General features: G+C 50.3%; 11 protein-coding genes. 10 read left to right on the forward strand and 1 reads right to left on the reverse strand.

What is annotated here, in order from left to right; all coding sequences use genetic code 11:
- Positions 1 to 3: 3 nt before the first annotated feature.
- The 8 genes from IZU26_RS11040 to IZU26_RS11075 all read left to right on the forward strand — a co-directional run bounded on the left by IZU26_RS11040 (position 4) and on the right by IZU26_RS11075 (position 11,568).
- The gene (locus tag IZU26_RS11040) at positions 4 to 1,221 is read left to right on the forward strand and encodes a lipid II:glycine glycyltransferase FemX (protein ID WP_433279048.1); all 1,218 of its coding nucleotides are present in this window, start codon (positions 4 to 6) and stop codon (positions 1,219 to 1,221) included.
- Positions 1,218 to 2,144 (forward strand): ribonuclease Z, encoded by a 927-nt coding sequence (locus tag IZU26_RS11045; protein WP_021331358.1) that lies wholly within the window; start codon positions 1,218 to 1,220, stop codon positions 2,142 to 2,144. The genes IZU26_RS11040 and IZU26_RS11045 overlap by 4 nt, the downstream gene beginning before the upstream one ends.
- A 14-nt stretch (positions 2,145 to 2,158) precedes the next feature.
- Complete coding sequence (locus IZU26_RS11050; RefSeq protein WP_433279050.1) at positions 2,159 to 4,342, forward strand: Gldg family protein; 2,184 nt, start codon at positions 2,159 to 2,161, stop codon at positions 4,340 to 4,342.
- A 114-nt stretch (positions 4,343 to 4,456) separates the two neighbouring features.
- On the forward strand, positions 4,457 to 6,583 hold the full coding sequence (locus IZU26_RS11055) for a methyl-accepting chemotaxis protein (protein ID WP_433279052.1): 2,127 nt from the start codon (positions 4,457 to 4,459) through the stop codon (positions 6,581 to 6,583).
- 9 nt (positions 6,584 to 6,592) lie between these two features.
- Positions 6,593 to 8,335 (forward strand): biosynthetic-type acetolactate synthase large subunit, encoded by a 1,743-nt coding sequence (ilvB, locus tag IZU26_RS11060; protein ID WP_038081795.1) that lies wholly within the window; start codon positions 6,593 to 6,595, stop codon positions 8,333 to 8,335.
- Between the two features lie 292 nt (positions 8,336 to 8,627).
- Entirely contained in the window at positions 8,628 to 9,401 is a 774-nt protein-coding gene (locus IZU26_RS11065; RefSeq protein WP_433279054.1) for a DUF421 domain-containing protein, read from the forward strand.
- Positions 9,402 to 10,128: 727 nt separating this feature from the next.
- Entirely contained in the window at positions 10,129 to 10,848 is a 720-nt protein-coding gene (locus IZU26_RS11070) for a flagellar filament outer layer protein FlaA (protein ID WP_021331384.1), read from the forward strand.
- The gene (locus tag IZU26_RS11075) at positions 10,849 to 11,568 is read left to right on the forward strand and encodes a flagellar filament outer layer protein FlaA (protein ID WP_021331407.1); all 720 of its coding nucleotides are present in this window, start codon (positions 10,849 to 10,851) and stop codon (positions 11,566 to 11,568) included.
- A 60-nt stretch (positions 11,569 to 11,628) separates the two neighbouring features.
- Here the strand turns inward: IZU26_RS11075 and IZU26_RS11080 are convergent, their stop codons facing one another.
- Entirely contained in the window at positions 11,629 to 12,348 is a 720-nt protein-coding gene (locus tag IZU26_RS11080) for a hypothetical protein (protein WP_433279057.1), read from the reverse strand.
- Between the two features lie 154 nt (positions 12,349 to 12,502).
- Here IZU26_RS11080 and mraZ point away from each other — a divergent pair, with 154 nt between their 5' ends.
- Entirely contained in the window at positions 12,503 to 12,946 is a 444-nt protein-coding gene (gene mraZ / locus IZU26_RS11085; protein ID WP_021331398.1) for a division/cell wall cluster transcriptional repressor MraZ, read from the forward strand.
- Between the two features lie 18 nt (positions 12,947 to 12,964).
- Positions 12,965 to 13,936: a 16S rRNA (cytosine(1402)-N(4))-methyltransferase RsmH gene (gene rsmH / locus IZU26_RS11090; protein ID WP_433279059.1), complete on the forward strand. Its 972-nt coding sequence runs from the start codon at positions 12,965 to 12,967 to the stop codon at positions 13,934 to 13,936.
- Positions 13,937 to 13,942: the final 6 nt, after the last annotated feature.

The raw sequence follows: 13,942 nt of genomic DNA on the forward strand, positions 1-13,942 counted from the left end.
CAAGTGTTTGCTTTTTCGATTGCGCCGCTCTCTCCGCGCTCTCTTGCCGACGGAGGAGAGCGTTTTTTGCAGTCGCCGTTTTGGGCGGCGTTTAAATCCCTGCACGGCTGGAAATCGCTCTTTTTCGATGTCCGATCGGAAGGGGGCGGTGCTTTTACCGTTTCGGTTCTCGTGCGGCGCTTTGCAAAATATTTTTCCATCGCCTATATTCCGATGATGCCGTCTTTTTTTTACGGCGACAACGGCAGTGACAACGGTACATTGCAAAACCTCTCGATAAAAGCCGATGAAAAAGAAAACGGAGGGGTCGGCGTGCGGCAGGAGGATGCCGCCTCGTATGCGCAGTTTTTGGCGGAGTTTTCAGAGTCTCTTAAAGACTTTCTCCCCAAGCACACGCTTTGTATACGCTTTGATTCCTCACTCGATTTTTATTCGATATCTTCGCGCGATTTTTTTGTCGCAGAGATGAAGCAAGCGGCTGCTTCGGAAAAACTGGCGATCGTTAAAACGAAAACCGATATTCAGCCGCCCGACACGACGCTTATCGATTTGACGAAATCGGAAGACGAACTCCTTTCTGCAATGCGGAGCAAGTGGCGCTACAATATCCGCCTTGCACAAAAAAAGGGCGTTGTCGTCCGCGCATACCGCGCGCGAACCGATAAGGCGGACGTTCGCTCGCTCGATTCCGACGCCTCGCGTACTCTCGATATTTTTTACGAACTCTATAAGACGACGGCGAGCCGCGACGGTATTGCGATCCACGCAAAAAAATACTATGAAGACCTTTTCGCTTTGAGCGCGGCACATAAAGACGCCCCGCTCATCACGGTCTATATCGCATCGCACGAAGGGGAAAACCTCGCGTCGATCATCACGCTCTTTTCTAAAAGCGAAGCGGTCTATCTCTACGGCGCTTCTTCAAACGCCAAGCGAAACCTCATGCCCGCCTATCTTTTGCAGTGGACTGCGATATGTGATGCGAAATCTTACGGATCGGCCGTCTACGATTTTTACGGCATGCCGCCGTCTGACGATAAAAATCATCCGATGTACGGTCTCTATCTTTTTAAAACGGGATTCGGCGGGCGCATCGTGCATAGGCCGGGATCCCTCGATTTTCCGCTTTCGCCGCTCTATGCGCCCTATGCGTTTGCCGAAAGCGCGAGAGCGTTTTATCATAAACGAATCAAAAAAATTCTTGCAGGTCGTGCCTTATGAATATGGAAGCTTTTGTTTTGGGCTGCGGCGGAATGATGCCGCTCCCGTACCGCCATCTCACGTCGGTGCTTTTGCGCCGCGAAGGAGAGCTCTTTTTATTCGACGGAGGAGAGGGAACGCAAGTGTCACTCAGGCGCCTCAATCTCAAGTGGAAAAAGATAAATGCGATTTTCGTGTCGCACACCCACGCCGATCACGTAACGGGTCTGCCCGGTATCATGATGCTCTCTTCGCAGGTAGACCGTACCGAACCGCTGTATATCTACGGCCCGCCGAAGATCGCAGAATATATCGAAACGAGCCGCAAAGTGCTCGACATGTTTATCAATTATCCCGTTGTCGTAAAAGAGATTACGGCTCCCTGCGTCGTGCACGGAGGGGAAGGATTTTATATCCGGGCCTTTCCGCTCGCGCACACGAAAACCTGCGTCGGCTATACGCTCGAAGAGCTCGACCGACCGGGTGAGTTCAGTCCCGAAAAAGCGAAAGCGCTCAAAGTGCCGATGGGGCCGCTGTGGGGCAAACTGCAAAAAGGCGAGAGCGTTACGGCTTCCGACGGAAAAACCGTTACGCCCGACCGAGTGCTCGGCCCCTCGCGGAGCGGAAGAAAGTTCAGTTATGTGACCGACACGCTCTATAAACCGTCGATTGCAGATGAAGTGCGCGGAAGCGATCTTTTGATCTGCGAAGGTATGTTCGAAGAAGCGCTCATCGATCAGGCGAGAGAAAAAAAACACATGACGGCAAAACAGGCCGCGACGATCGCTCGCGACGCCGGTGTCAAACGTATGGCAATGATCCACTACAGCCCGCGTTATACCGACAGGGAGCTTTCCGTTTTGCTCGATGAAGCGCGGACGATCTTTCCCGCCGCGGAACTTACAAAAGACCGTATGCACTTCGACATTCCCTACGTCGAATGACGGGGCGGACGGCTGTGCATTTTTGCCGCTCGCTCGAACGTTCCGTCTGCAGCCCGCTCTTTTTTTTGTGTGCGGTTTTATTTGCTGCGGTATGCTCGTTTTATTATTTTTTTGTCTCTGGTTTTTTTTCAGGAAACGCCGTTCCCGATATCCGCTTTTTTTTCGCCGCCTTTCCCTATGTTTCCATCGTCGTCATCCCTCTTTTGTGTTTTCCGTCCGGCGATAAAAGCTTTGTCGATGCTCTGCCGCTTTCGCCTTTCGCCCGCACGTTTTTCGATTTTATTCTTCCCTTTGCCCGCTTTGTGCTTATCTTGCTGCCGCTTGTGCTCGTGCCGCTGTGCACCGGCTTTTTCGGCGATATCGATACAAGCGGAATCATAGCGGGCTTTGCGATCTCTCTTTTTTACGGAGCGGCCGCCGTATCGCTTGCGGTATTTTTTTACACGGTATTTTCTCCGCACCGAGCTTTTATCGTCTCCGCCGCGTGTTTTGCCTTTGCCGGTTTTGCGTCCCTTTCGGAGACGCTTCGTCCTTTGAGTTTTGCATACCGTGCGGATGCTGCGGCAAAGGGTATCGTCGATACGCGCGATATCGTCTTTTTTTGTACGGTTTCGGCGTTTTTTTTGTTCGCAGCCTTTATCGCGTCGGAAAAAAAACGCAGGATTTTTTTTCCCCGGAACGAGCGATGCATGCATGTCGTTATATTATTAATTATTGTCTTTGCGTCTTTGAACGGAAAAAGATATTATGCGCGGATCGATTTAACGAAAAATAAAACTTTCAGCCTTTCCGATTACGGAAAAAAAACGCTTTCCCGTCTTACGTCTCCGCTTACGATCACCTATTACCGATCTCCGCGCATTGCAAGCGTCTATCCTTCTTCCCGCGACGTATACGAATACGTCAAAATGTATGCGCGTGAAAACCCCGCGGTAAACGTCGCCGTAAAAGATCCCGATGCGTCCGGCGTTTCCGATGTTTTAAATCGCTTCGGAATTTTGCCGCAAACTTTCCGTTCGGGAAAAGGGGATGAAGTTTCGCTTTTTTCCGCCCTCGTTTTCGAATACGAAGGGAAGATTCAAACGATACCCTTTATCGTTTCTGCAGACAGAATCGAATACGATTTGACTCGCTGCGTCAAAAATTTTGTCGACGGATCCCGTCCCCGCGTACTCATCCTTACGGGAAACGGAATGACGCTTTCGGAAGATTATTCATACGTTGTGCCGTGGCTTTCACTGCAGGGATTTGACTGTATCGAAATCGAAGCTCGAACGCTTTCCGATTATGCAGGCGGCGATATCCTCATCGTATTCGGCGCGTCGAAACTTTCGGATAAAGACGCTGCGGCGATCGAAGCCTTTGTGCTTTCAGGCGGGAGTGCGCTTTTTGCCGTTTCACCTTACGATGCCGATATCAAATCGATGTGGAGTATAGAGCGGCCGGAAAATACCGCGCTCATCGATTTGCTTTCGTTTTGGGGCATATCGTTCGAATCCGCCCTCGTTTCGTCGACCGCATGCGCGCACATTACGCTTGCAAGCGGAGAGGCGGGGCAGGGAACAGGGCAGTTCGAGAGTATCGGCTATCCGCTTTGGATATCGATTCCGCCTCAGGACGAAGCGAAGAGGGGACTCACGCTCTTTTGGGCGAGCCCCGTCAAAATCGAAAACGCATCCGCAAAACCGCTTCTGGTTTCAAGTCCGTCGTCGTGGGTTGTCCGCGAAAATCTTTCAGGCGGCCCGTTATTTAAAACGAATCCTTTTTCGCTGCAAAAAGTCGCACCGGATAGGCTGCAATCCTATGCCGCGGGCGCATATTTTGACGGCGAGCTTTCGGGTATGTATGTTCCCGAAAAAAAAGAAGCGTCGCGTATCGCCGTCGTTGCCGATCAATATTTTGCGGCAAGCCTTCCGCTTTCGTACATCGGAGGAGAAACGGGCGATTATCGCAATCTCGATTTTTTGACGCACGTCGTTTTAAAACTTACGGGCGATGAAGGACTTGCCGAACTGCAAAACAAAGGAAGCGTGCGCACTTTATACAAAACGCCCGACGCCGCATCTTTTTCCGCTGCGAGGAAAAAAACGCTCGCCGTCGCCTTTATACTCGTTCCGCTTTTTTATGCGGCGCTTGTACTTTTTTTCGCAGCGATGCAAAAGCGACGGCTCAATTACCTCTCGCGTATCGAAATGTAATAATTTAATAAACAGAATTATGAGTGCCGCAAATCGTCACCGTTATAATTGACAAAACAGGTACAATGCGTGAAGATATTAAAACGAAGAGAAAATACAGAGGAGCAAGTATACATGAAACAAAACAGTTTTTCCGAACAATTTTCTGCAATCGGTAAACGATCGTCTCTTGTTCGGAAATTGAGCAGCGTCAACAGGGTTACGGTATTTTTTACGGTAATCGTCTGCGGTCTTGCACTCGCCGTTTTCTTTTACCGCATACTGACGGCTCAACATGAGCAATCGACAAAGGCGAGCGTGACGGGATTTCAACTTTTACTCGACGACTTCGGCTCACGTGCGGAAGGAGCTGCCGCGTCGATCGCCGGTCGTCCCGATGTCGTGCAGGCCGCTCGCAGCCGCAGTCATGCCGACGCATATAAAATTCTTGCCGAACTCAATAAGCAGATGCGCGTCGATTTTATTGTTTTAACCGATACGAGCGGCAACATCATCGCGCGCGGGCATTCGGAACGTTTCGGAGATAACATCATCAATCAAAAAGCCGTCAGGGAAGCGGTTCGGGGACGCGCGACGTATTCATATGAAAAGGCGGTGCTTGTCCGTTTTGCGATCAGAGCGGGATGTCCCGTATACGACAGCGAACGGCGGATTATCGGCGCAGTTGTTTCGGGTTTCAACGTTTCGTCCGCCGGTTTTTTGGAAAAGGCGTACAAAACATTCGGCTGCGATGTTATGCTTTACGACGGTACGGAAGCGGTCGCTTCGACGATCGCAGATGAAAAAAACGAAATGCTCGCAGCTGCGGTCAGCGACGATTGTGCCGAAGCTGTGCTCGCGCGGGGTGAAAGCTATGCCAAAATGGATACGATCGGAAAGAGCCGGTACTATGTCGTCTATTGGCCGGTTTTCGACGTTGCAGGTAAGCCTGCGGGTATGTGGGCGCTCGCAAGCAATTTTTCCGCTGCGAGAGCGGAGCTCGGAAAAACGATCGGTATCAGAATGCTTGAAATCCTCGCGGCGGTTGTCGTATTGCTTGTCATCCTCGTTTCGATTATCGCCCACCGCGTGTTCGGTTTGATTATGCGGCCGCTTCAAAAAGTGTCGCAGTCCTTTATCGCACTGTCGGAAGGAAATGCAAACCTCGCTGTCAAAATCGATGTTCCGTCGAACGATGAGATCGGTATGCTCGTCGCAGGCTTTAATAAATTTATTCAAAAGCTGCATGCGATTGTTAAAGACGTAAAAGAAAGCAAGGCGACCCTTGTCACGGCCGGAGAAGATATGACCGGCAGCGCCGACGATACGTCGAGCGCCATCACGGAGATCATCGCAAATATCGAAAGTATACACACTCAGATGGATGAGCAGGAGACGGGCGTTACGCAAACAGTTGGCGCCGTCAATGAAATCGCATCGAATATCGACTCGCTTGAACGGATGATTCAAAATCAATCGAGCAGCGTGACGCAAGCGTCGGCTGCGATAGAAGAGATGATCGTCAGTATTGCGTCGGTCAATCAATCGGTTGACAAAATGGTCACATCTTTTTCAATGCTGCGCGATAAAGCGCAGGACGGTTTTATTAAACAGACTGACGTCAACGCGCGCATCAAACAGATCGAAAGTCAATCCAATATGCTGCAGGAAGCCAATACGATAATTGCGGATATCGCAACGAGGACAAACCTGCTTGCAATGAACGCGTCCATCGAAGCCGCGCATGCGGGCAAAGCGGGAAAAGGTTTTGCCGTCGTCGCAGATGAGATCCGTAAGCTTTCAAAATCGTCGGCCGTGCAGTCGAAGCGTATCGGAGAAGAGCTGAGCAATGTCAATCAGTCGATCGTCAGCGTTGTCGGCGCATCGGCAGAATTGAGCGAAGTGTTTAAATCGCTTTCCGATGAATTAAACGTCACTAATAAATTCGTTTTGTACATCAAGCAGGCGATGGACGAACAGAACGAAGGATCGAAACAGATAGATGCGTCGCTGCGCGTCGTAAACGATAATACGTCGAGCGTACAGGATGCATCGCGCGAAATGGCGACCGGCAACAAATCGATTCTTACCGAAATTAATAAATTGCAAAACAGTGCGGCTGGTATGAAAGAAGGCATAAGCGAGATGGCGACGGGTGCACGACAGATAAACGAAGTCGGTTCCGCATTGGAAAATATTTCGTTGCGGATGAAAGATGCCATACAAAAGATCGGCTCGCAGATCGATCAGTTTGAACTGTAATCTACGTTTATGAAAAAGACGGGAAGCGAAATAATCGTCAAGCTGCTCGAAATGGAAGGAATCACCGTTGTCTCCGGCATTCCCGGCGGTTCCGTTTTGCCGCTGTACGATGCGCTTGCGAAAAGTTCGATCCGTCACGTGCTCGCCCGTCATGAACAGGGGGCGGGTTTTATCGCGCAGGGTATGGCGCGGAGCACAGGAAAGGTCGCCGTTTGTTTTGCGACGAGCGGGCCGGGCGCGATGAATCTCCTTACCGCGGTCGCCGACGCACGAAGCGATTCCGTTCCGATCGTTGCGATTACGGGGCAAGTGAACACATCCCTTATCGGCACCGATGCGTTTCAAGAAGCCGACACCTTCGGCCTTTCTTTTCCGATCGCAAAGCACAGCATCATGGTTAAATCTCCCGAAGAGCTGCTTCGCGCTATTCCCCAAGCCTTTGCAATCGCGGCGAACGGGCGGCCGGGGCCGGTACTCGTCGACGTGCCACGCGACGTACAGCTTTCTTCTTGCGAATTCGATTCGTGGCCGGATATCGCGTCCGTTACGATACACGATATACGCTTTCATACGCCGCCGTCAGAATACGCTTCGAGCATGGATCGCATAACCGACGCGCTTGCCGAAGCGAAGCGACCGGTGCTCTTTTGCGGCGGAGGCTGTAATTCGGAAGGGGCTGCAAAGGAATTGCAAAAATTCCTAAAAACTTACCGTCTTCCCGTCGTGACGAGCCTCATGGGGATAGGCTGCGTGCCGTTTTCGTTTGAAATGTTTGCCGGTATGGTCGGCATGCACGGTTCTTACGCGGCAAACGTCGCTATGCACGATGCCGATCTCGTCATCGCCGCAGGCGTTCGATTCGACGACAGGGCAACGGGCGTCGTGTCGAAGTTTTGTCCGAAAGCGCGCGTCGTGCACATCGACGTCGATGCGGCTGAAGTCGATAAAATCATCGACGCCGATATTTCGGTTGTCGCCGATGTCGGATCCGTCTTTCCGATCCTCGTGCAGCTTGCGTCCCGAAAGCAGGAGCTTTTCGCATCGAATTGGCAAAATGCGGAAGCGCGCGCCGTGTGGCTTGAAAAGATCATAAAGCTAAAAACGGAAACGTTTTCACCCCTTTGCGGTGCGGCAAAAAAATCGTCCTACGGCAATCCCCGCGAGCTTATCGCTTCGATTCCGCTTTTCGCTGAAAAAGCGGGTATGAGGCGCGACAAACTCATCGTTACGACGGATGTCGGTCAGCATCAAATGTGGACGGCTCAGTATTATCCCGTCGAAAAGCCGAGAACATTTCTTACGTCGGGCTCGCTCGGTACGATGGGATTCGGACTGCCCGCCGCAATCGGAGCCTCTCTCGCGCACCCTGAATGCCGCGTCGTGTGCGTTTCGGGCGACGGTTCCATCCTCATGAACATTCAGGAGCTTGCAACTCTTTCCGAGCAAAATCTTGCAGTGACGGTGATCGTTTTCGATAACGGTACGCTCGGCATGGTATATCAGCAGCAAAAATACCTCTTCGGCGGAACTTACGCTGCGAGTGAATTTTCCCGCCGCGTCGATTTCGTTGAAATCGCACGAGGTTTCGGCATCGATGCCGTCGATGCGGCCGAAGATGAAAAGTGGTACGAAAAAGCGTTTTCCCCGAAGCGGGAACGAAAACCGTTTTTAGTGCGCATCGAAATCGATTCTGCGGAAGACGTGCTGCCCTTCGTTTTGCCGGGCAAAGCGAATATCGACGCGCTACGATAAGATCTGCACGGAAGGGGCAGTCTCAAAGCCGGTTACTTTTTCGACGGATCCTTCATCGTAACAATTATTAATGTACAAACAGTGAAACGCCCCAAAAGAACGAATCGTTTGCATGGCTCACCGTCAGCGAATCCGCGCCTATCGCCATGATCACGAGCTCTTTGCTGAAATATCGATTTTGCCTGCAACTTTGTTCGCATAGAGGATTCCCATAGACGGCGACATTGCAAGCGTGCTGAGCGTACTGGAAAAAAAGCGGCGATTGTGATACAGTGCGGTTCGGAGAAAAAATATGGATACCGACGAGGAAATTATGAACGGATTTTTTTTAGTGGCAATAAAATTATTAATCGGTTTTTTTGCTTTAATTATGATAATAAATATTTCGGGCAAGGGAAATTTGGCACCTTCATCTGCCAGTGATCAAGTGCAAAATTACGTGCTCGGCGGTATTATCGGCGGCGTGATTTATAATAATAATATTCGATTATTGGATTATATAGGTGTTTTATGTATTTGGTGTGTGCTTATATTGACTTTGAAATGGATCAAAACGCATAATGTAAAAGCGAAACAGGTCATAGACGGGAAAGCATTAATAATTATCGATGACGGTAAAATTAATATTGAAAATTGTGAAAAGGCGGGTTTATCCGCTCATGATATTTCTTTTAAACTTCGAACAAAGAATGTTTATTCGACAAAAGACGTAAAAAGAGCTTTTGTGGAGCAAAACGGTCAATTGATCGTTATACATCACGGAGAAGCCAACCCGAAGTTCCCGCTGATAACGGACGGGCAGCTGCAAGAGGATATTCTGGACGTGATAGGCAAGGATGAGGAATGGCTGCTTGAAGAAATTAAAAAACAGGGATTGGATAAATACAGCGATGTGTTTTTGGGAGAATATGTGAACGGCAATCTCATACTGACGGCATATCCGCCTGAACATGACAAATTAAAGAAGTATAAAAAACCGTGGAATCAAGCCCGCGATTCCGCATCGCTTTTTTTCGTTTATAAAACCGCGGAACTGAAGGTGCCGGGCGAAAGCTTTGCAATATAAGGGGCTTTTTGATTTTGCCGTTCAGGTTTGCCGAAATAATTTGACAATCGGCGCCCCGCGATCGATTTGACAAAGCGCGTATCTCAAAATATAATATCGTTCGGTGTAATTAAATTTACAAAATCGTCCGATAATAGAGTATGGTAGTCTGTATGGTCAGACAATTTCCGACTTTTTCGGAAGCTGATGCTTTCTGCAAAAGTTTTTATAGGAGTTGTTACGAAACGCCGGCTGAAATAGCGCCGTCGTTTCGTATTTCGAGTTTGCGTTGCAAACTCGTGTATTTAACGTGTGCGCTCCGCTCGAAACTTCGCGCTGACGCGCTTGTTGCGAGTACGCGCACGACTAAAAACTTTTTCGGAAGCTGATGCTTTCTGCAAAAGTTTTTATAGGAGTTGTTACGAAACGCCGGCTGAAATAGCGCCGTCGTTTCGTATTTCGAGTTTGCGTTGCAAACTCGTGTATTTAACGTGTGCGCTCCGCTCGAAACTTCGCGCTGACGCGCTTGTTGCGAGTACGCGCACGACTAAAAACTTTTTCGGAAGCTGATGCTTTCTGCAAAAGTTTTTATAGGAGTTGTTACGAAACGCCGGCTGAAATAGCGCCGTCGTTTCGTATTTCGAGTTTGCGTTGCAAACTCGTGTATTTAACGTGTGCGCTCTCGCGCACGACTAAAAACTTTTTCGAAAGCTGATGCTTTCTGCAAAAGTTTTTATAGGAGTTTTGCATGAAAAAGGGCTTAGTGGTCTGTATGTGTTTTGGACTGCTTTTGCTGTTTTCGTCGCCGGCTTTTAGTCAAGAAGCGATGCAGACGCAAAAGAGTACCGAGTCGTTTATGATCGACAATTTCAACAACGAAAGCGGAAACGCATGGACGTGGGACGTCAGCGCGAGCCGCTATGTTGCCGACGGTTATCCGAAGACGGGGTACTTCGACGGTATTCCGAATTCGCTGAAATACTTGCTCAAAGACGGCAAGGACAATCAAAAAGTGCTCGGCGTGCAGATCGCGTTTAAGCGAAAGGGCGACAACTGGTTTGAAGTATATCCGGTAAAAGACGGAAAAGCGTATGAAATCCCCTTTGTCGGAACGGTGACGCAGATCGATTTTTGGGTGTGGGGGGCGCATTATATGTATTTTCTCGACGTGATTGTCAGAGATGCCGACGGACGCGTTCACGTGCTTCCTGCGGGCAATCTTGCATTCGACGGATGGAAAAATGTCGTTGTGTCGGTGCCCGGCTGGATACGACAGCATTCGAGGTCGAGCAGCGGCCGGGATGCGATGTCGTTTATCGGTTTTAGAATCCGTACGAGCCCCGAAGAGTTCGTCGATTCGTATACGATTTTTTTCGATCAAATGAAATACGTTACGAGGGCGCTTGCGAATATCTTTGACGGTTACGAACTGAAAGAAGCGGACTTCGGCAATTCGGAGGGCAAATAAATGAAAAAAAGCATATTGACGATTTGTGCCGTGCTTGCCGGCAGTTTGGCTTTTGCTCAGAATTCGAGCCTCTTGGAACCGACGCCTGAAACGATAGGAGCCGATTCCGCCGCTATGGCGCTCCGCGAAATAAACGTCGACAAATTCGAGCGCGAAGGTTCGTGGGACGTTACGATTTCTTCGGATTACGGTTTTATCACATCGCGCCTTTTTGACGGAAATCCCGCGATGAAAGACGCGCTCGAAGAGGATAAGGGCAAAGAAGACGAAGACACGTTCGTTTTCGGCGTCAAAGTCGAATTCTTCCGCCGCGGCGTCAATTCCTTTTACATCACGTCGGTGCGCCCGCTGCCCGTCGAAGGCATTGCAAAGACGATCAGCGTGTGGGTGTGCGGACGAAATCAGGATCACAATCTGTGGGTGCTCGTACAGGATATGTTCGGACGCAATTACGAACTGTACATGGGTTCGCTCGGTTTCGGCGGTTGGAAAAAAATGACTGCGGTCGTTCCGCCTTCTCCCGACGGGGAGCACGGTATCGTACAGCAAAGCGCGTTTTATAACAGCCGCCCGGGCTTACGCATCGTCGGCTTCAGAATCGACTGTAATCCGATGCTTGCTCGCGGTTCATACTATGTATATTTCGATGCGCTCCGCGTCGTCACCGACTTGTACGATTTGCAGTACCGCGATGAAGACGATATGTCCGATAACTGGTAAGCGCTTTCGCGTGCAATAATTCCGATTTTTATACGGCGGCATCCGCGGATGCCGCTTTTTTTATCTGATCCTATAATATCTCGGGCGGGAAAAGTCGTTTTCGGCTTCGATGAGGTTCATGTGTGAAAGCACCCACAGCATGAGATTGGCTTGCGCTTTTGCGGAAGCGGGAAGAGCCTTGTTTTCGGCGAGGGAAGAAGCAATGTCTCGGGCGCAAAAACGGGGAAGGCAGGATTCGGGGATGAGCGAAAGGTAGTCGGCCGCTTTTGTAAACGTGTGCGTTTCGAATATCGTTTCGAGCCTTTTGTCGGTTTTGTTCCAGTTTTTTAAAAAGCGGCGGCGGCCGTTCGGAGACTGTACCGGCGTTTCGCTTTGCGTGCGGATTTCGCTCATCGCGATTTCGAGCACGTCGAGCGAAAAGCGCTTTTTTAAAAGCACGGGATAGAGGCCGGTGAGTTCTCGGAATATGCTGTAGATCGAAGCGCGGACGGGACTTTTGCGCTTCGAAGTGAGCGCACCTGTTTCATCATAGACTTCGATGTATTTGACTCTCGCGACGGGATAGACGATTTTAACGCTATGCCCGCTTTTCATCGCACGGAGTGTTTTTACGAGCAGCGACGAAAGGTTTTTCGTCTGTATTTCGGTGATATTTCCGAAGGCGTCGACGACATCGTAAATTTTTCCGTCGATATTCACTTCCGTCATACATCCTTTTTCGAGCGCATAGAGCGATTTCAAAGAGCGGTGGAGAGAGCTTTCGTTGAGCGTATTTATCATTATTTTTTGAATTCCACAATACAATTATATAGCTAATCGGCGAATATTGCAAATTTCTTTGTAAAAAATGGCGTTTTATCCGTTGACATTCGGTGTTTTTATTATAAAATAGTTGCTAAGTGGGAATTACTGGGGAAAAGTGGTAGGCAGTGGCATGAGTATGCTGACAGGAGAATTTCGGAATACGCTTGACGAAAAGGGAAGAATTCTCTTTCCCGCCAAACTGCGTTCCGAACTTGCCGGAAATGTGCTCATCGTGACGCAGGCTCTTGACCGCTGCCTATGGCTTTTTACTCCCGAAGAATGGAAAACCGTTTCTTCGAAACTCATGGAAGCCGCGTCTCCGTTCAGCGAAAAAAACCGCCTCGTGCTCAGGAGGTTTGTCGCGCCGGCGCAGGAACTTGAGTTCGATAAATCGGGGCGGCTTTCGATCCCCCAAAGTCTGCGCGAATATGCCGCGCTTTCCAAAGACTGCGTTTTGCTCGGCGTCAGTAAATACATCGAGCTGTGGGACGCGGAAAGCTATCGGCACTATATCGAGGAAAGCGAAGCGTCGTTCCGCGGGGCTGCGGAAGAGCTCGGCTCGATCTTTTTTTAGCGCAGGGGAGGAAAGCGCATGGAAGCGATTCATACGCCTGTTTTGCTGCAGGAATGTCTTGAACTGCTTGCCCCGTGCGGTGCCGAAGCGGTCATGTGCGACTCGACGCTCGGCGAAGGCGGCCATTCATTCGCATTTCTTTCGCAATTCCCGAATATTAAGGTAATCGGCATCGACGCCGATGCGGGCATTTTAGCGCGCGCAAAAGAGCGGCTCGAATGCTTTGCCGAACGGACGATGTTTTACAACGGTTGGTTCGACGATTTTTACGCGTCGTACCCTGCGGATTTTCCGAAGCCCGATATCATACTGTTCGATTTGGGCATATCGATGTACCACTACGAACTGTCGGGCAGGGGATTTTCGTTTCGACACGACGAAGCGCTCGATATGCGCCTTACGCCGTCGGGAGGAAAAAGCGCCGCCGATATCGTAAACGGTACGGAAGAAGGGGCGCTTGCCGATTTGATATACCGCTGGGGCGAAGAAAAACTGAGCCGCAGCATAGCGCGTGCGATAGTGAAGGCGAGGGCGAGCGGGGAAATCCGTTCGTCGAAAGCGCTCGCCGATATTATTTACGATGCGGTGCCTCTTCAGTACCGCCGCGGATCGATACATCCGGCGACGCGTACGTTTCAAGCGCTCCGCATTGCGGTAAACGGAGAGCTTGCGCGGCTTCCGCGCTCGCTGCACGATGCGTTCAACGATTTGAAGGCGGGCGGAAAGATGGGCGTGATTACGTTCCATTCGCTCGAAGACCGCATCGTAAAAAATTATTTCCGGAATCTCGGAAAGTCCTGCGTCTGTCCGCCCGAGGTTCCTGCTTGCCGCTGCGGAGGGACGCCGTGCGCCGAAGTGCTTACGAAAAAACCCGTAAGTCCCTCGGCGGACGAGGTTTCAAGCAATTCGCCGTCGCGGAGCGCGAAGCTTCGCGTCGTGCGTAAACTGTGCGATGCCGAAGATGCGCGGTGCTTAAGCACTGCCGTGTAATCGGGA

It is taken from the genome of Treponema sp. SP13, assembly GCF_050938355.1.
GTDB lineage: Bacteria > Spirochaetota > Spirochaetia > Treponematales > Treponemataceae > Treponema_D > Treponema_D socranskii.

Coding starts and splice junctions, on each gene's coding strand:
- IZU26_RS11065 (WP_433279054.1), top strand. CDS start 8,628: ATGGATACCGACGAGGAAATTATGAACGGATTTTTTTTAGTGGCAATA.
- IZU26_RS11070 (WP_021331384.1), top strand. CDS start 10,129: ATGAAAAAGGGCTTAGTGGTCTGTATGTGTTTTGGACTGCTTTTGCTG.
- IZU26_RS11055 (WP_433279052.1), top strand. CDS start 4,457: ATGAAACAAAACAGTTTTTCCGAACAATTTTCTGCAATCGGTAAACGA.
- IZU26_RS11075 (WP_021331407.1), top strand. CDS start 10,849: ATGAAAAAAAGCATATTGACGATTTGTGCCGTGCTTGCCGGCAGTTTG.
- mraZ (WP_021331398.1), top strand. CDS start 12,503: ATGAGTATGCTGACAGGAGAATTTCGGAATACGCTTGACGAAAAGGGA.
- IZU26_RS11080 (WP_433279057.1), bottom strand. CDS start 12,348: ATGATAAATACGCTCAACGAAAGCTCTCTCCACCGCTCTTTGAAATCG.
- rsmH (WP_433279059.1), top strand. CDS start 12,965: ATGGAAGCGATTCATACGCCTGTTTTGCTGCAGGAATGTCTTGAACTG.
- ilvB (WP_038081795.1), top strand. CDS start 6,593: ATGAAAAAGACGGGAAGCGAAATAATCGTCAAGCTGCTCGAAATGGAA.
- IZU26_RS11045 (WP_021331358.1), top strand. CDS start 1,218: ATGAATATGGAAGCTTTTGTTTTGGGCTGCGGCGGAATGATGCCGCTC.